We start from the raw sequence: 18819 nt of genomic DNA on the forward strand, positions 1-18819 counted from the left end.
AAGGATTATTTGGCATGCCTATCAGTTTACTACTCTCTCTCTAAATAGCACTTGACTAAAAGTAGGAAAACTCCTTTATTAAATATTTCGTTTGTTACCATCTCTGTTGCCCTTGTTCAGTTTAAATACAATTATCAGCATTTCTAACAATAGTAAAGGTAAAGACAAGATTGCGTATAAAGTGGTAATGTATATTAAATTATGGGTTGAAACAAGTAACAATAAGTATAAAACATAAGTTATGATTGCAATTATTATGAATGGAATGATACTTTTTATTAATTTAGACCGAGTGTGCCCTATTACTTTGATTATTAACACTTTTATTATCCAATTTGAAATCGTCCCAACTGGAATCGCAAATAGTATCAGAAGGAATAGATAACCAGCTGCTTCTTGTCCAGGAAACTGCATCCATAGCGTAATTAATAAAATTTGACCAATTCCTGTTAGTAATAAGCGAGTTAACAATCGTTTTAACCAATTTTCTGGCATCGCTACTCTCCTCCTCTTTAACTTTTAGTTGATAATATTTAAGGTTATTATGATTTAATATAAACAAGATAATTGAAAACTCTTTTTACTTAGTTTATATTAGCATATGTGAATTTACAAATCCTATCTTTATATTACAAGTTTCAAAGGAAGGAATTAATATGGAATTATTTAAAGTAGAACCGGTAATTCCGGGAATTACTCGAATCAAGATGCCTTATGTATGTTCGTATATCGTCAAAGGATCAGACCGAGCTGTTTTAATCGATACTGGTTTTGGTTATGGAGACTTAAGGTCCGTGGTAGATGAATTAATTGACTTACCTTATGATGTCATCTGTAGTCACGGTCATCCCGATCATGCTGGGGGGAATGGACAATACGATACTGTGTACTTACCAGAAGGTGAATTTGAGTTAGTAAAGCACGGAACAAAAATTGAAACAAGACACTCAACTATGAATAACGTGTTGCGTCGCTTTAACAAATCATTCCCTAAAGAGAATTTCTTGTCACAAGGTGACGTGAAATACATCTCATATAATGAAAAGGATGTATTTGATTTAGGAGGCGTAACAATCCGCCCTGTCCACTTGCCAGGTCATACAAAGGGAATCATGGGTTTTATCATCCCCGAATTAGAAGTCGCAATGCTTGGGGATGCTTGTGCGAATCCAACATTATTAAATTTAGAATCAAGTGCTTCCATTCAAGAATATCGTGATGCTTTAGTGAAATTAAGTAAATTACAGAAAAACTTTAGAGTTGTTTTAACTCAGCACAATTCGTTTTCAGAACCGATTGAGGTCGTTAAAGATAACTTGTATTGGGCTGAACGCATCTTATTAAATTCAGATGATCGCTTAGCTGTTAGAATGTCAGGTAAAGAGTCTTTTGTCGCTAGGAACCGAAATACCTCTCATTACAGAGGGAATGCCGGGAATCTAGTCTATACTTCTCAAAGTTTTTAATAGACGTTAAAAACCCACAATTAACTTGATGATAGACAAGTTAATTGTGGGTTCTTTGTTATATATCTTTAAAAATATCCCACGGTTCGCTTTGAGGCGGTCTAGAAGTCAAATGTACGATTTCTTTGAGTGTAGGATGAGGAATTTCAATTTCATTCGCCCATAAAGCAATTTGTGTGTGGGGTTTTACGCGTTTGTCTCCGTATTTTTGATCACCATACAAAGGTGTCCCCATCGCTTGAAATTGAACGCGAATTTGATGCGATCGTCCAGTATGTAATTCTACTCGAGCCAGAGTCATGCCTTCCTTTTGATTTAATACTTCATAGCTTAACTCAGCTTTTTTGGCATCAGGATGATTTTGTTCAACCGAATAAACTTGGTTAGTTTTTCGTTTTTTCCATAAGTAATGGGTGATTGTATCCGAATTTTTTGGTAATTTCCCCATTGCAACGACTAAATAAAAACGATTTAGTTCATGTTTTCTGATGGAATTAGATAAACGTGAAGCTGCTTTAGATGTTTTCGCAAACACCATGACTCCCCCAACTGGTCTATCTAAACGATGAACTAAGCCCATGTATACATTTCCTGGCTTATTATCGCGTACTTTTATATAATCTTTCAAATAGTTTAATAAATCTAAATCTTTACTAGAATCTTCTTGTACGGGGACATTTACTGGCTTTTCAACGACCAATAAATGATTGTCTTCATACAATATAGCAACTTTCATGGTGCCCTCCTAAAAACATAATGATTCTATCCTAACATGGATCTGATTATATAGCTAAGTAAAAACGTATATTATAATAAATGCATGGAACTGAATCTGTTTGATCCTATATGTTATAATCTCTATATTGAATATTTATTTGAAATAAATAACAGAAAGTAGGCAATGAGTCGTGGCAGAAAAATTTGTTGAAGCAAAAGTCAAAGATAACTATGAAGTTGAAACGCACATTGAAGGTTTTTCTTATACAATGGACTATACTGAACGAACCCCTGATCTAATTAGCAAAGGGACATCTCCGACAGGTATGCTGTTGGTATCATTAGCAGGATGTCATTTAATGTCGGCAGTATCTTACTTAAATATGAAGAAAATTGCTTTCTCTGTATTAAATGCACAGATTGATGGGGATTTTATTGACGAGAAACCTGAGTGGCGTTTAGATGCGGAAGTCATCGTAGAAACGGATGCAAACTTAGATGATAGTCAGTTAGCTGGGTTAGAACGATTTATTCATCGTCATTGTAAAGTTTCAAGCATATTAAGTAAAGGAAACAACATAAAGCTATCTTTTAAATTAGTATAAAGCAAAAAGCCAACTAAGGATTTGACTTAGCTGGCTTTTTAATATAATTAAAAATCAATTGTTTCTCCGATTTGCGGAACAAATCCGACATCTTTATCTAGCATATCAATAAAGACAATTGGGTCTTGTTCAATTAAAGGAAACGTATTGTAGTGGATTGGAACCACATTTTTCGCTTGTAACCATTTTGCAGCTACCGCAGCATCGTCAGGTCCCATCGTAAAGTTATCTCCAATTGGGATAAAGGCTAAATCAATCTCATTTCTTTCCCCGATAAGTTTCATATCTGAGTAAAGTGCGGTATCACCCACATGATAGACCGTTTGGTCATCAGCAGTAATTAAAAGTCCAGTCGCTAAACCAAGCGTAAATGGCTTACCATCAATATCAATGGAAGAACCATGAATTGCAGGCGTCATCTTAACTTTTCCAAAGTCGAATTCATGCGCCCCACCTGGCTGCATACCGTGTAAATCTTCTAAGCCTAAAGTAGCTAAATAATTTACTATTTCAACTGTCGAAATAACTTTAGCGCCAGTACGCTTTGCAATATCCACCGTATCTCCTAAATGGTCAGAATGCCCATGTGTGAGTAAAATTACATCTGCTTCTACTGTATTGGCATCTAAATCAGTTAAGCCATTCCCGGTAATAAATGGATCGATTAATATTTTTGTTCCATCATTTAATTCTAAACGAACAACCGCGTGTCCATGAAAACTTGCTTTCATGACATTACCTCCTTATGTATATAGAACGCTTTCTCCACATTATCAGTGTAATGGTTATGGATAACTTTTACAAAATATATACTTTATAATTCCATAAATCGCATCATAAAATATCTAAAAAAAAGTGAGCAACTATTGTCAAATCAGTTTAGCTACTCACTATAATTCGTATTAAAATGATAATATTTACACAAGAAACACTTATGACATAGGATTGTTTGGCAATAAATCATATAGATGCCATAACACACCGAATTGATCACTCGGGCCAATAGGTGCAGAATTTATTCGAGAAATCGTTTCATCTGCATTTTTAACAAAAACGGAAAGACCTGGAAAGTAGCTTGTGCCTTCTTGAAAGCCCATGTCTTTTGCAAATCTCGATTCAGCGATGGAAACCATTGGAAACTGCCAACCACGCTCACTCTTAATAACAGCTTGTTGTTCCGGTGAATCTGGACTTAATACATAAAAAGCAGCTTCTTTTGAGATTAAAGGATAAATACCACTGAAGCCATCTGCCCAGGCAGTACACCATGAACATTTTCCGCCCATATTATGAATAACAATCATATAATCTTGATCCTTAAACATGTCTAATAAGTGAATGGGTTTATGATTCTCTGTAAGAAATTCATAATTTTTAACAGGTTGAGGCTCTTTCTGCTTCTTAAGTTCTTGGAGTTTTGTATATGTTTGATAAAGCTCTAGTGATAATTCTCTGATTTCATCATCAATATGTGACATGGGGAAGCTCCTTCTCTATGTTAATGTATTTTTAAAGCGAGTCTTTCAATTAAATTCTAATTTTCGCCACTAAACATCCAAGACAGACCAAAGGGATCTTTTATCATCCCGAACATTTCAGTCCACTCAGCTTCTTCTAGTGGCATTTCAATTGTACAACCTAATTCAGTAGCTTTAGTAAAGAAGTCTTTAACAGCTTGAACTCCTTTAGAGTCATTTAGATCAAATACAAAACTAATATTACTATCTGTGTGGTCGGCTTTATGTTGGTCCCATGTGTCTGAAACAAATATTTTATTACCAAACATCTTAAATTCGGCATTCATAACAAACTTTTCTGGATTCTTTGGACGCTGGCTTTCAGGCATTTCAATAAACATCTCATCTGAGCCAAGAACCATTTGAATATCCGTTGCTCCTAGTTTTTGATAAAATTCTAACACTTCTAAAGTATTAGCAAAATTGAAATAAGGAATTGCTTTCATTATTTTACACTCCTTTATTTGGCTACGGGTCACTAACAATTGACTACCCTTTTTTGTTCACATTACTCCTATATTATAACAGTAATTGAAAGCCGTTACACTTTTGAACAATAAAATTAAGGCACTTAAAAAGACGAATCGGAAGATTCGCCTTTACTTAACATGCTTCAATACATGACACTTTTCATGTAATTCACACTATGTTGGATTGATTTTTCTATTTCTTCTATCGAGCCTTCAAAAGCTTTATCCTCTATTTCAATACTTGTCGGACCATTATACTTAATATCTGATAAGACTGACAGAAATGCTAACCAATCTACATCCCCATAACCAGGTAATTTTGGAGCCATATATTCAAGTGGTGTAGCCATCACACCTACATCGGCTAATTTATCTGGATATAGTTTTATATCTTTAAAGTGAACAAAGAATAATTTATCTTTAAATTCATAGATTGGTTGAATGTAATCTAATTGTTGCCAAATGCAATGTGAAGGGTCAAACGTTAAGCCAAGGTAGTCACTATCAAGGATCTCAAATACTTTTCGCCAATTTGAAGGACTCGTCATTAGATTTTGTCCCCCAGGCCACTCATCCTCTGTAAATAACATCGGACAATTTTCAATACCTAATCTTACTTGTAGTGACTCAGCTAAATCAATCAATGGTCGCCAAACAGTTTCTAATATCGCAAAGTTTTCTGATAAAGATTTTGTTTGATCTCTACCAATAAATGTTGTCACTAAGTTTATATCTAAACGATCCGCTGCTTTAATCACATGCTTTAAATGCTCTACGGCTTCGTCGCGTTTTTTGCTATCGTGTGATAACGGATTAGGGTAATATGCTAAAGCAGAGATACTTACTTGACGTTCTTTAGCGTAAGCTCGGATATAGTCCACTTTCTCATCTGTCAGATTTTTAACATCTATATGTGAGACTCCCGCGTATCTGCGTTCAGCGTCGCCACTCGGCCAACATGCTAATTCAACACTTTCGATATCGTTTTTCGAAGCGAAATCAATCACTTCTTCAAAATTCATATGTTCTAATATTGCTGTTACAAGTCCTAATTTCATATATGCACCTACTCTTTATGTTTGGACATGATTTTTTGTAACATAACGGCACCAATAATGATAAAGCCTTTAATTGCTCCAACTAAGAATGATGGAACACCTAATAAGTTCATCAAATTATTGATGATACCGATTGTTAAAGTTCCAAAGACCGTACCGATAATACTTCCGCGCCCTCCGTTCATAGCTGTTCCTCCAATAACAACGGCGGCAATCGCGTCCATCTCATATGACCGCCCCGATGAGGCAGAGTTCATACTTCCTAAACGAGACGCCTCTAACACTCCCGCAATGGCTACAAGTACACCAGACATAATAAATACACCGATTTTAATCTTGTGAATATTAACGGATGATAAGAATGTCGCCCGTTCATTACTTCCTACAGCAAATATATGCCGGCCAAAGGCTGTTTTTCGAGTAAATAGTACCATTAATAAACTTAAGATAATCCAATAAACAATTGGCATCGGGATTTCTCCAAATAATCGGTAATTTGATATATTCGTGAAGGTATCCGCGTTAGTAGCTGATGCCATCACTCCTCCCCCACTATAAAAGTATTGGGCAAAGGATCGATATATTTGCATGGTCCCTAAAGTAACAATAAATGACGGGATATTGAAGTATGATACCGCCATCCCGGATAAGCCACCGGTTATCGCGCCTACTAGAATTGCTCCTAATATTGCAATGATGACACTTTCTGTATTATTTAATAAAGTGACCGCTACTAGACCTGATAGAGCTAATTGAGAACCTACGGCTAAATCGATGTTTCCCGTTAATATAATTAAAGTCATTCCTAAAGAAATGATCCCAATAAAGGAATTATTCATTAATACATTCATCAAATTACTATAGGTGAAAAATACATCCCCTCTGAAAATAATTCCAATGATCATAATGAATATCAATGCGATTGCGGCACTATGGTTCGCCAATATTGCTTTAACTTTTTCGCCTGTTGACGTCTTTTGAGTATTTCTTATATTATCTTGAGTTTTTATCTCATCCATGGACGGAACCTCCTGTCGCAATTAACATAATATCTTCTTCATTCAAATCTTCTCTACGAAATTCATGTTTCACTTCACCATGGAACATCACATATACTCGGTCACATAAGTTATATAATTCTGGGTATTCACTGGATAGTATAATGAAACTAATCCCTTCAGCAGCTAATTTCATGATTAATGAATAAATCTCGAGTTTTGCACCAACATCAACCCCTTGGGTCGGATTATCTAAGATGACTATCTCTGGTTGACTTCCAAGCGCCTTGGCTAACACAACTTTTTGTTGGTTACCCCCAGAGAGTGATGTAATTAAATTCTTCGTATCAGATACTTTGATGAATAATTCATTAATGTAGCGTTGATTATGTTCTTGAATCGCTTTAGAATTTAAAATACCATATTGGTCCAAACTATTCATAATAGGTAAAATCATATTCTCTTTGATGCTTAAATCAGATATAATCCCATTTTCTTTCCGGTTCTTTGGTACGTAAGTAATATTGTTCTTCATCGCTTGCGTCGTATTCTTAATCTTAACTGCTTGACCATTTACTTTAACTGTCCCTTTAAAAGGACTATTAGCTCCTACAACTGACATAAACAGTTCACTTCGACCATCACCTAATAAACCTGTGACACCGATTATTTCACCTTTTTTAAGTGTCATGTCTACATTTTTAAACTGACGCTCTTTTGTTAAATCCTCTAATTCTAGAATCATTTCGCCAATGGGTCTTTCTTTATAAATAATATCCGTACTTAAATCTTTCCCGACCATATGACTACTTAAATGAGCTTCAGTGAGATCATCAGTCACTTCACCTGTGGCAACGACATGCCCGTCTCGCATTATAGTATAAGAATCACATATCGTTAGTACTTCATTTAATTTATGTGAAATAAAGATAATGCTAACGCCGCTCTCTTTTAAATTCCGAATGACATTAAAAACGTGATTAATTTCAACATCGGTTAATGAGGATGTTGGTTCATCCATAATAATAATCTTTGCTTCTTGCATGACAGCTCTGAGTATTTCAGTAATTTGTTTTAGTGCTGGATTTAACGTCCCGACTAATTGATTTGCATTTAGATCCACATCTAACATTTGGATATATTTCTCAGTTTCTTCTCTCATTGCTTTTTTATCAAGAAAGACACCTTTTTTTAATTCTCGTCCTAAAAATAAGTTTTCAAACACGGTTAAATCATTAATTAACGAGAGTTCTTGGTGAATAAAAGCAACTTGATTCTTTACTTCCTTCTCATCATAGACTTCACCAAAGAGTTCGATAGAACCAGAATCCTTGGGAATGATATTCCCAAGGATATTCATTAGTGTCGTTTTTCCAGTTCCATTTTCTCCAAGGAGCGCATGAATGGACCCTGGCATTAATGTAAAGTCAACTTCTTTCAACACATGGTTATTACCGAACGATTTGGTAATGCTTTTCATTTCTGCAACAGGATTCATATAATCATTCCTTTATAACTTAGTACGGAGAGTTCTCATCTAGGAAGTCTTCAACGTTGTCACTATTTACAATTGTTGGTGATACAATTTGATCTTGTTCTACTTCTTCACCATTTAATACTTTCCATGCTTCAGCAATCGCATCACCGATCATTGATGGTGAATATGTTGCTGTGAATAGATTAATGTCCTCGTTATTAGCAATTTCTTGGAAATAAGCTTGTGATCCACCAGCACCAGACAGATATTGAATGTCATCGCGGCCCGCATCTTTAATCGCTTGCAGAATTCCTAAAGATGATTCGTCATCAATTGAGAATATTGCTTGCAATTCTGGATTGGCAACTAACATATCCGTCGCTACGCTTAATCCAGCTTCTTGAGTAAAGTTTTCTACAGTCATGTCAACTAATTCAATATCTGGATATGTTTCTTCCATTACTGCTTTAAATGCATCGACACGTTCATAACTCACTGACCCAGCACTTGGGTTATTTAAGACAGCGATTTTTCCTTCGCCAGCTAACTCTTCACCTAGAAGTTCTGCGGTCATTTCACCAATTTCTGGGTTACTTCCTGCAACGTAAGCTGTATAATCAACATCCACTCGACGGTCAAAGACGATTAAAGGAATGTCGGCGTCAACTAATTTTTGTGCTGATAGAGATAATTCGTCCGTATGCGGTAGTAAGACAACTGCACCGACTTCTTGTGATAGTACTTCATCAATTTGAGATGCCTGCTCATTCACGTTTGAACTCGTTAAGATTCGATAATTTTCAATGCCTAATTCTTCAGCTTTTAATTCAGCGAAATAAGCTACACCTGCTAACCAACCGTGTTCAGCCCCAGGAATGATAATTGCCAATTCACCTGGTTCCTCTTGCGCTTGGACTTGAGATAATGATGCGATATTGATTCCAGAAACAGTCATAAGCAATGCTACGAATAATATGAGTAAGTTTTTAATTTTTTTCATGGTTATACTCCTTTTAATTGACTTGAGTTGCTTTACCTTCTTGAGCACTTAAGACACACGCATCAATGATTTTCATAATATAATGGGCTTGCTTGAAATTGACAAAATCTTCATTTGTATTTGTTCTTATATTTTCATAGAAATTCTGAATCCCTTGCGTCACTGCATCATGCCAACCAACAGGATGACCGTTGGGTAGAACAGCAATGTCTGCGGCAGCATCTGTTAAATACTGTTTTGACGCATAGATTTCAGTGTTCCCGATATCTCTATTACCAATCCACAATCGATCCGGACGTTCTTGATTCCATTCTAGTGTTTGTTTATCTCCCTCTATTGAAATTTTAAACTCATTTTTCTTACCTGCTGACACTTGCGACAATCGGATTAATCCATTTAAACCGCTTTCAAAAGTAATGAAAATAATCGACACATCTTCATCTGTAATATCATGGGTGGTTCCATGATCGAATCGTTGATTAAACTTACGCAAATTCTTCACTTCGACTTCAACAATATTCTCACCAAGAATGTGTTGAATTGTATCGAAACAGTGTGAACCAATATCTCCTATAGCACGAGATTTCCCTCCCATTTCTGGGTCCATTCGCCAATCATAATCATCTTGAAACAATAACCAATCTTGTAAGTACTCCACATGTACAAACCAAGGCTTTCCAATCGACTGATTTTTTACACGCTCTTTCATCTCACTTACCATAATGTTTTGTCTGTAGTTAAAATTCACGCCCCCTTTTACATTTTTGTCAATTGCTAGATTGACTAATTCTTCTGATTCACTTGAGTTTACTGTAAAAGGTTTTTCTCCGAATACATGAATATTCGCTTCAATTAATTCTTTGTTAATACTATAATGAAGTCCGTTTGGTGTGCAATTATGCACCACATCTATGTTCAAGCTTGAGTTAATCAAATCCGTTACTGAAACAAAAGCATGTTCGACACCTAGTTCTTTTGCTTGGTGTTGCGTTTTTTCTAAGTCACGACCAACGATTGCGACGACTTCTGTATGGGGTATTCTTCGAATAGCTTCAATATGTTGAATTCCTAAAAATCCAATTCCAACAACTGCGGCATGTATTTTTTTCACATAACCCCTCCTTTTGTAAAGTTCACACTTGTTGTGTAAGTGTTTTCTTTATTATATTAACAACATCCATTCAAATCAATAAATATTTAAATGTAAATTTTACATCCATTATTTAATATGATATGCTTTTGTCAAATAAATGAGGGGTGAGAGAATGGGTAAACGAAAAACTGCTACGCTACAATCGATTGCAGATGATCACAACGTCTCTATCGCAACAGTCTCACGGGTACTAAATAATAAAGGAAATGTCAGTCAATCTCTAAAATCAGCCATCACTCGAACTTTAATTGACAATGGTTACGAAATTGCGAGCAAAGTAAAAATCTCTAATACAGTAGTTGTTTTCGTACCGGATTATGCAAACCCTTTCAATATTGATGTTCTTTCAGGCATCGAAAAGGCAGCCAAATTATCTAACTACCGCATGATTATTACGCGAACAAAGACAACGACAAATAATATTGATTACTATTTGTCACTCATTGAGGATATTAATGTTATTGGAATTATATCCCTATCCCCTTTCAGTGATGCAAATATTGTTAAAAGACTCAATGATATCATACCGACGGTAATGTGTTCCGATTATATCTACCATAAGGATTTGTCCTTAGTTAGTATTGATGATACTAAAGCTGCATATAATGCAACGGAGTTTTTAATTAAATCTGGCCGGAAAAAATTAATACACGTCACTTCAACATTAAATCACAATTATGCTGTCATGCGTCAAGAAGGTTTTTTGAATGCGTGTGAAGATAATAAGATAGCTGTATCAGAGAATGATATTTTGTACTTCTCAACAATTAATTATGATTTAGTTTATTCGCAACTCAATTACTACTTACAAGTAAATGATAACGTCGATGCGATCTTTGCTAGTTCAGATATTTTTGCAGCTGCTGCAACGAAGGCAGCGCTCAATAATAACTATCGCATCCCAGAAGATATTGCAATCATTGGCTTTGATAATATTGACTTATCCAATATCATCAGCCCCTCGCTAACGACGGTTAATCAACCGCGCTTTGATATCGGTTATCAATCTCTCGAATTATTACGCGAGAAAATTAATAAAAGTAATCGAATCGAAAAGCAAATATTTTTGGATACAACATTAATCGTTCGAGAATCTTCATAGCCTTGATAAGTTAATAGAATAAGTTATCATCATAAAAATCACCCCCCGAGACTCAATCTCAGAGGGTGATTTCTATATAATTTAATTATTTCCCTACAACTTTTAATAAATTCGCAATGAAAGGTGCTTCGTTAACCTCTAGGTTATTGAAACTATCTAAATTAAATCGTTCAAAGTTACCATTCATTCCAAGAATATGACCACTTGGATCAATCATAGCATCTATCCCCGCTTCACCTTCAAAGAAAGTATTGTATTTCGACAGGATTTGTTTCTCTAAAGCGACTTCATCCAATTCAACAATTAAGTGATCACCAGCAATGGCTGTTGAATATGAACCATCGGCAGCAAAGATTGATTCGTTTACGACGTTCGCTGTCACGACAGAAGAAACAAATTTCTCCATAGGATTTTCTTTAAACTTAATTGATGTTCCTGTTTGGACGTAACCAAACTCAATTAAACCACTGCGAACAAATCCAGCAAATGATGCGCCAATAGCTAGAATATACTTATCTTTGGCAAATGCTTCTAATTCGGCTTTGATGTCTTTAATTAGTAGTTCAATCGCTTGTCCATACTGTAGACGATTTGACAGTATTGAGCCATCAGGGAAAGCTAAGACATCATAGTCAGATAATTTACTTGCGAATTCTTTGACTGATTCTTTGTAACCTAATTCCTCTTTGATGATAAAGAAATCAACATGTTCAGTATATCGTTTAAATGATTCATACAGATCATATTCACCATGCACTCCCGTTATGACTGGGATTAACACTTTGGCATTCGATGATATTTCTGGAATCTCTAATGCATGTTTTACATCTTCAGAATTAGATACCAATTCAATGTCTGAGAATACATCAGCTAATGGTTCTGCATAAAGACGAGCCAATTCTTCTAAAGAGTATGTTTGATCAAATTTTGCTTCATCACTGCTATTCGTTTGAGCAACTATGACCCCACCTTCAACTTCAACATCAGAAGCGACTTCTACTAAGAATCCTAAGGCAGATTTTTTATGTAAGTATTCTGCTTTCATTTCAAAACCGATCGCATTACCTAGAGCCATTTCAATCAGATTCATTTCAATCGTCTTATCGTCCATGGTTGAGATTGAACGAACTTTATTCTCGTTAATTAAGTTCGTAATCGTTTCAAAGGTAGCTTTAATTTCATCAGTATCTATTAAATCATCTGCATTTAATCGAGCTTCTAATAAAACAATTTTTGAGTCTGTAGATTTTAATTCTCGCGAATTGACTTTTGTAAAGTCAGTTGTTGCAACAGCAAAGCTAATAAGTGATGGTGGGACTTCAATATCTTCGAAGGTACCACTCATACTGTCCTTACCGCCAACGGCAGCTAAACCTAATTGTTTCATTGATTTAAAGGCTCCAAGTAAGGCAGCGGTCGGTTTACCCCAACTATTCTCATTCACCATACTCTCAAAGAATTCTTGTAATGTTAAGCGAGTTTCTTGATAAGGAACACCTAAGGCCACAGCTTTAGCTACTGAATTAACAACGGCATAATAAGCACCGTGGTATGGTGAGAGCGTTGCTAGATCAGGTTTGAATGAAACTGTCATGACTGAAGCAGTTGAAGTATCTTGGCCTAAGACAGGTATTTTTGCGACCATTCCTTCTTGAGGAGTTATTTGCTTCTCCCCACCTAATGGTGCAAGAACTGTATTTTTCCCAATTGTAAAATCAAAGTTTTGTGATAATGCTTTTTGACTCGCATTTTCAATCGATTGTAACTGAGTTAATACATGTCGTGAATCAGAAAAGAATTGACTTACATCAGAATAATTAATGATAGCATCAGCTGCTTTGGCTCCACCATTCGATTCTAAGAATGAACGTTTTATGCGGAAAACCTCTTCACCGTTATAACGCATCACCATATAAGATGAATCAGTCACTTCTGCCACAACTGTCGCTTCTAAGTCCTCAGCTTCTGATAGCGTAATAAATTTATCAACATCAGCTTTAGAAACGACAACAGCCATTCGTTCTTGTGACTCTGATAAGGCGATTTCGCTAGGATCCATTCCTTCATATTTAGTCGGAACTTTATCTAATTCAATGGTCAAGCCATCAGCTAGTTCACCAATAGCTACTGATACACCCCCAGCACCAAAGTCATTCGATTTCTTAATTAAGCGCGTAGCTTCTGGATTACGGAATAAGCGAATAATCTTTCGTTCGATGGTCGGGCTCCCTTTTTGGACTTCTGCCCCTTGTAGTTCGATTGATTTCTCAGTTTGAACCATTGAAGATCCAACTGCTGCACCTAATCCGTCACGTCCAGTACGTCCACCAAGTAAAATAATTAAATCCGTAGGTTCTGGTTTGATACGTACAACGTTATCAACTGGAGCAGCAGCAACTAAGGCACCTAATTCCATTCTCTTAGCTTCAAAGCCGTCATGGTAATATTCGCGCACGTAACCAGCACTTTGTCCGATTTGGTTACTGTAGTCACTATATCCCATAGCAGCACGTTGTGAGATGATACGTTGTGGTAATTTACCATCTCGTGTTGATTCATATGACGCATTCGGGTTTTTAGCTCCAGTAATTCGCATGGCTTGATGAACATAGCTACGCCCTGAAAGCGGGTCACGAATCCCCCCACCAATACATGTAGCCGCACCTCCGAAAGGTTCAATCTCAGTTGGGTGATTGTGAGTTTCATTTTTAAAGTAGAGTAAATAATCTTCTTCAACACCCTCAACATCCACTTTAATGCGAATACAACAAGCATTCACTTCATCAGATTCATCTAAGTTATCTAACAGACCTAATTGTTTTGCATGTTTTGCATTAATCGTTGCAAGATCCATTAATGTAACTGGCTTAACTTTAGGACGATTAGCATAGACTGAATCACGCACGTCATTATACTCTGCGATAGTAGCTTCAATGGCTTCTTGGTATTTACCTTCAGTCACTGATATGTCTGTCAATTCAGTTAAAAATGTCGTATGGCGACAGTGATCTGACCAGTATGTATCGATGACTTTTAATTGGAAGACAGTTGGATTAACTGCTTCTGATTGAAAATACGCTTGAACGACTTCAATATCAGCAAGATCCATTGAATAATCTTTAATTAACTCTTGTAAGCCAGCCGTATCTAAATCATTAAAACCTTCTATTTCTTGTAAATCTAAGCCTTGGCTGACTCCCATATCATAATTTAAAGCATTAAAAGAAACGAGTTCAGTTTCTGTTTCATTAATATAATATGTTTTGAAAGTTTTTACTTCGACTTCAGTTAAACCTTTTAAATCAATAATTCTTGAATGATGTAAAGAAAGATCATGTCCTTTAATATTTTGTATAATACGGTTAGTCATCTCTTCGACCTCATCATATTGCCCCAATACTTGGCGATAACGAAAAGCAGTGGAAATGTTAAATGACTCTAAGTTTTCGTAAATAAGACCTTGTTCAAATAAAGGCTCGACTAATGTTAAATCATCTTCATCCGAAGTTTCAAAAACGTCATATTGCTTTACTGCTTGCAAGTTTGTTAATTTCAAGAAATGATGCGCTTCTTTTAATAAGAATGAAGAATCTGGCGCTGGTACTACAATAAATTTGCTCATTAAATTGTCCTTTCCTTATAAATCGTTAAAATATTGTGCTAATTCAATAGGATCAACAAGTTGCCCTTCCTTGTAAACACGCATATTTCCCCCAGAAATTTCATCGATAAGAATAATATTATCTGGATGATTAACATAACCGAACTCTAATTTTATATCGTATAAATCAAACCCATGTTCAGCTAGTTTTTTCTGGATGATCTGTGCTATTTGAATATTTAAATCAATCAATATCTCATATTGTTTATTCGTTAATATATTTAAGGCAATTAGCCCATCTTTAGTCACTAATGGATCTTGTCTTTTATCGTCTTTTAACGTAAATTCGACATAATTATTTAGTTTTGCTCCATCTTCAATATATTCCCCGTATCGACGAATAAATGAACCCGTTGCCTTAAATCGAGTAATGACTTCTAACCCTTTACCGAATACACTTGCAGACTTCACTGTCATTGTATTTTCATTAAGATTTGAATCAATAAAATGAGTAGGAATACCAGACTGGTTAAGTAATTGAAAGAATAAAGTTGTTAATCTTAAGTTTAAATTTCCCATACCTTCAATAGATAAACCAATTTGATTCGCACCAGGATCAAACTTACCGTCTGTCCCCGTCACATCATCTTTAAACTTTAGAATCATCGACTGATTCAATCCTTGATAAATATCTTTAGTTTTCCCTTGATAGAGTAATTCCATGTCTGTCCCCTTTTCTTTATCAGAATAAGTCTTGCCATGCCTTTAGGCTTGTTGATTGATAGAGCATCGTTTCTAACTGATTATAGTCAGGTTTTGTAAGTGTAAAGTGCCCCATCTTGCGTTGTTTTTTAGCTTCCCCTTTGTCATATATGTGATAAATCGCTTCGGGATATTGTTGACTAACTTTTTCAACATAAGGTAAATGTTGACCTAAAATATTAATCATTAATCCTGGTTCAAACAAGCGAATATTAATCAGTGAACGACCTGTTATTCCAAGAATATGTTGATCAAATTGAGATACGTTAGTCGCTTCGAGTGTATAATGCCCAGTATTATGAGGTCTGGGAGCAATTTCGTTAACAAATACTTCTTCATCCTCAGTAATAAAGAATTCAATCCCACATACACCAATAAGCTTCCCTGCTTTAGCAATCTTCTCAGCAATGTCATATATTTGATCAGTCAAGTCTTCAGAGTAATTCGCTCCAACAATACTGGAGTATAAGACACCATTGATATGTTGATTTTGACTTATTGGAAATATTTCAATGTTTCCATATAAATCTTGAGAAACGATGACCGACACTTCATATTTAAAGTCACAAAATGCCTCTAAAATTAATGATTGCTCTTCTAACAAGGCTTCAATATCTGATTGCTTCGCTTCTAAATCTGCTTGGTCTTTTAAGAAAACTTGTCCTTTACCGTCGTAGCCAAAGCGCGTAGTTTTCAAAATTGCTGGTAAATTGATTAACTTTAACGCAATCGTTAATTCCGTCCAAGTATTAACTTCAGCAAAGTCAGTCGTAGGTATGCCTTGTTGATTCAGCCACTTCTTTTCTTTAATTCGATCTTGTGAGTTAAGTAATAAGTCTGTCCCTTGAGGTAAATAACTTTCACTTTCCAGTTCTTTAAGTAGGTCACCATCGATGTTTTCAAACTCATAAGTGACAACATCAACGCTTTGAACAAAATTCAATAAAGCTTCCCTGTCCGTAAAATCCGCTACTGTTGTTGAATGAGCAACAGCAAAGCCGCAAGAAGTTGGGTTAGGATCATACATCGCTACTTTATAGCCCATCTTTTGGGCAGATTGAGCTAACATCTTTCCAAGTTGTCCAGCACCTATAATACCAATCATTGCGCCCGGTTGAATTACCTTAGTCATTCAATTCACCATTACTCTCCAGAGCAGCTTGTCGTTGATTCACTTGAAATTCTTTTAAAGATTTCTCAACGTTTTCGTCAGTCACAGCTAGAATTCTTGCTGCCATTAATCCAGCATTTTTGGCTCCTGCTGGTCCGATTGCCATCGTTGCGACTGGTACACCAGCTGGCATTTGGACGATTGAAAGGAGTGAATCCATCCCACTTAGTGCGCTTGATTTTATAGGCACACCAATGACAGGTAAAGTAGTACTTGAGGCAATCATTCCTGGTAAGTGTGCAGCTCCTCCCGCACCTGCGATGATGACTTTATAACCATTTTCCTTTGCTTCTTCTGCAAAGGAAATCATTTCCGTAGGCATGCGATGTGCTGAGATTACCTTTGTATCGTAAGTTAAATTTAGTGTATCTAAAAATTGACAACAATGTTGCATTTGTTCCCAATCAGAAATACTGCCCATGACTACAGCAATATCTGTTTGTTCTGTCATGCTTTACGCCTCCTTATTTCGATGTAAACCAATGTCTGTTCGGTAGAATGTATCTTGAATATCAAATTGTTTCATATCGTTATAAACTTTTTCCCTAGCTTCTTCAATAGTATCGCCACTAGAAGTAACCATTAAGATTCGCCCGCCACTTGATTGGAGTCCTTTCTCAGGACTACCATCCACCCCTGCAAAGTAAACATTGTCTTCAATTGTCTTTGGAATATTTAAAGGAATATTTGCTTTTGGCAGACTTGGATAGCCTTCGGCTGCAAGTACAACTCCTAGATTAAATTGCTTTTTAAAACGAATATCTATAGGTGATTGTTCTAAATGAGCTTGAGCAACTTCATAGAAGTCATTCTCTAACAACGTAAGTAAAACTTGAGTCTCTGGATCTCCCAAGCGAGTATTAAATTCAATCACTTTTGGCCCCTCACTCGTCCAGATAATTCCAGTATAAAGAATACCAGTGAACGGTGTTTCGTTCTCGATCATTTGATTGGCAATGGGATGAACAATCTCCGTCAACACACGGTGTTCTGCTTCTTCATCAAACCAAGGAACTGGAGCGAAAGAACCCATGCCTCCCGTATTCAATCCTAAATCATTATCAAACGCACGCTTATAATCACACGCCGTACCAAGCGATATAATATGATCTCCATTAACTAAACTAAAGTGAGAAAATTCTGTTCCAGTTAAGAATTCTTCAATGAGCACTTCTTTATTATTCTTATCCATCATCAACTCGAGGGAACTCACAGCTTCCTCCATCGTTTCTGGAATAACGACACCTTTACCACTCATTAGGCCATCTGCTTTGATAACAAATGGTAGCCCTAAGGCTTCTGCATATTCAATCGCTTCTAGACATTCTCCTGCTTTAAAGAAACGATGTTTAGCAGTATTAACTTTTGCAAGTGACATTATATCTTTAGCGAAATTTTTTGAGTTTTCTAATCGTGCAGCTGTTTTTGTTGGCCCTATGATAGGTAAATTGAGACTTATAAAATAATCAACAATGCCCAACTCCAAAGGTTGTTCGGGACCAACAAATGTCAGGTCAATCGCTGAACTTTCTACAAACTCCGCTAAACGTTCGATTTCTGTTACCGGGATATTCACACACTCTATATTATGATTAGTCAAAACCATACCTGGATTACCCGGCGCAACATATACTTGCTGAACTTGAGGACTACGGGCAAAAGCAAGTGCTAAGGCATGCTCACGTCCACCCGATCCAATAATTAAGACATTTTTCAATGGGT

Annotated in this window: 18 protein-coding genes; 3 read left to right on the top strand and 15 right to left on the bottom strand. The window is 36.1% G+C overall.

The genetic code is table 11. The features are described 5' to 3' along the window. Positions 1–78: 78 nt before the first annotated feature. Positions 79–495 carry a hypothetical protein gene (locus ACFO5Y_RS04300; protein WP_197103495.1) on the bottom strand — a complete coding sequence of 139 codons (417 nt, stop codon included), beginning with the start codon at positions 493–495 and terminating at the stop codon, positions 79–81. Positions 496–656: 161 nt separating this feature from the next. Here ACFO5Y_RS04300 and ACFO5Y_RS04305 point away from each other — a divergent pair, with 161 nt between their 5' ends. After that, positions 657–1466 (top strand): MBL fold metallo-hydrolase, encoded by an 810-nt coding sequence (locus tag ACFO5Y_RS04305; RefSeq protein ID WP_197103493.1) that lies wholly within the window; start codon positions 657–659, stop codon positions 1464–1466. 58 nt (positions 1467–1524) lie between these two features. On the opposite strand, the gene ACFO5Y_RS04310 is transcribed toward ACFO5Y_RS04305, so the two are convergent. Continuing rightward, positions 1525–2202 carry an RluA family pseudouridine synthase gene (locus ACFO5Y_RS04310; protein ID WP_197103491.1) on the bottom strand — a complete coding sequence of 226 codons (678 nt, stop codon included), beginning with the start codon at positions 2200–2202 and terminating at the stop codon, positions 1525–1527. 172 nt (positions 2203–2374) lie between these two features. Between ACFO5Y_RS04310 and ACFO5Y_RS04315 the strand changes: the two genes are divergently transcribed. Continuing rightward, positions 2375–2788, top strand: coding sequence for an OsmC family protein (locus tag ACFO5Y_RS04315; protein WP_197103489.1), 414 nt, complete (start codon positions 2375–2377; stop codon positions 2786–2788). 47 nt (positions 2789–2835) lie between these two features. Here the strand turns inward: ACFO5Y_RS04315 and ACFO5Y_RS04320 are convergent, their stop codons facing one another. The 8 genes from ACFO5Y_RS04320 to ACFO5Y_RS04355 form a co-directional block, all read right to left on the bottom strand. Further along, a complete protein-coding gene (locus ACFO5Y_RS04320; RefSeq protein WP_197103487.1) occupies positions 2836–3519 on the bottom strand; it encodes a metal-dependent hydrolase in 684 nt (227 codons plus the stop codon). A 201-nt stretch (positions 3520–3720) separates the two neighbouring features. Further along, complete coding sequence (locus tag ACFO5Y_RS04325) at positions 3721–4266, bottom strand: DUF899 family protein (RefSeq protein WP_197103485.1); 546 nt, start codon at positions 4264–4266, stop codon at positions 3721–3723. Between the two features lie 56 nt (positions 4267–4322). After that, a complete protein-coding gene (locus ACFO5Y_RS04330) occupies positions 4323–4751 on the bottom strand; it encodes a VOC family protein (RefSeq protein WP_197103483.1) in 429 nt (142 codons plus the stop codon). Positions 4752–4918: 167 nt separating this feature from the next. After that, positions 4919–5833: a sugar phosphate isomerase/epimerase family protein gene (locus ACFO5Y_RS04335; protein WP_197103481.1), complete on the bottom strand. Its 915-nt coding sequence runs from the start codon at positions 5831–5833 to the stop codon at positions 4919–4921. An 8-nt stretch (positions 5834–5841) separates the two neighbouring features. Then, positions 5842–6852 carry an ABC transporter permease gene (locus ACFO5Y_RS04340; protein WP_197103479.1) on the bottom strand — a complete coding sequence of 337 codons (1011 nt, stop codon included), beginning with the start codon at positions 6850–6852 and terminating at the stop codon, positions 5842–5844. After that, entirely contained in the window at positions 6845–8329 is a 1485-nt protein-coding gene (locus ACFO5Y_RS04345; protein ID WP_197103477.1) for a sugar ABC transporter ATP-binding protein, read from the bottom strand. The genes ACFO5Y_RS04340 and ACFO5Y_RS04345 overlap by 8 nt, the downstream gene beginning before the upstream one ends. Before the next feature lie 19 nt (positions 8330–8348). Further along, positions 8349–9308, bottom strand: a complete 960-nt coding sequence (locus ACFO5Y_RS04350; RefSeq protein WP_197103475.1) for a substrate-binding domain-containing protein — start codon at positions 9306–9308, stop codon at positions 8349–8351. A 13-nt stretch (positions 9309–9321) separates the two neighbouring features. Further along, a complete protein-coding gene (locus ACFO5Y_RS04355; protein ID WP_197103473.1) occupies positions 9322–10419 on the bottom strand; it encodes a Gfo/Idh/MocA family protein in 1098 nt (365 codons plus the stop codon). A 154-nt stretch (positions 10420–10573) separates the two neighbouring features. Here ACFO5Y_RS04355 and ACFO5Y_RS04360 point away from each other — a divergent pair, with 154 nt between their 5' ends. Then, on the top strand, positions 10574–11563 hold the full coding sequence (locus ACFO5Y_RS04360; protein WP_197103471.1) for a substrate-binding domain-containing protein: 990 nt from the start codon (positions 10574–10576) through the stop codon (positions 11561–11563). An 85-nt stretch (positions 11564–11648) separates the two neighbouring features. Here ACFO5Y_RS04360 and ACFO5Y_RS04365 read toward each other — a convergent pair whose 3' ends face one another. From ACFO5Y_RS04365 to purD, 5 genes are read right to left on the bottom strand one after another with little or no spacing between them, the layout of a single operon-like run. Further along, positions 11649–15185 (bottom strand): phosphoribosylformylglycinamidine synthase, encoded by a 3537-nt coding sequence (locus ACFO5Y_RS04365; protein ID WP_197103469.1) that lies wholly within the window; start codon positions 15183–15185, stop codon positions 11649–11651. A 15-nt stretch (positions 15186–15200) separates the two neighbouring features. Further along, on the bottom strand, positions 15201–15887 hold the full coding sequence (locus ACFO5Y_RS04370) for a phosphoribosylaminoimidazolesuccinocarboxamide synthase (RefSeq protein WP_138403368.1): 687 nt from the start codon (positions 15885–15887) through the stop codon (positions 15201–15203). A 19-nt stretch (positions 15888–15906) separates the two neighbouring features. Further along, the gene (gene purK / locus ACFO5Y_RS04375; RefSeq protein ID WP_197103467.1) at positions 15907–17058 is read right to left on the bottom strand and encodes a 5-(carboxyamino)imidazole ribonucleotide synthase; all 1152 of its coding nucleotides are present in this window, start codon (positions 17056–17058) and stop codon (positions 15907–15909) included. Further along, positions 17051–17548, bottom strand: a complete 498-nt coding sequence (gene purE, locus ACFO5Y_RS04380) for a 5-(carboxyamino)imidazole ribonucleotide mutase (RefSeq protein WP_197103465.1) — start codon at positions 17546–17548, stop codon at positions 17051–17053. Before purE ends, purK begins: the two co-directional genes overlap by 8 nt. A gap of 3 nt (positions 17549–17551) precedes the next feature. After that, positions 17552–18814, bottom strand: a complete 1263-nt coding sequence (purD, locus tag ACFO5Y_RS04385; protein ID WP_197103463.1) for a phosphoribosylamine--glycine ligase — start codon at positions 18812–18814, stop codon at positions 17552–17554. Positions 18815–18819 lie beyond the last annotated feature (5 nt).

This window comes from Ruoffia tabacinasalis, assembly GCF_042652985.1.
Taxonomy (GTDB): Bacteria; Bacillota; Bacilli; order Lactobacillales; family Aerococcaceae; genus Ruoffia; species Ruoffia tabacinasalis.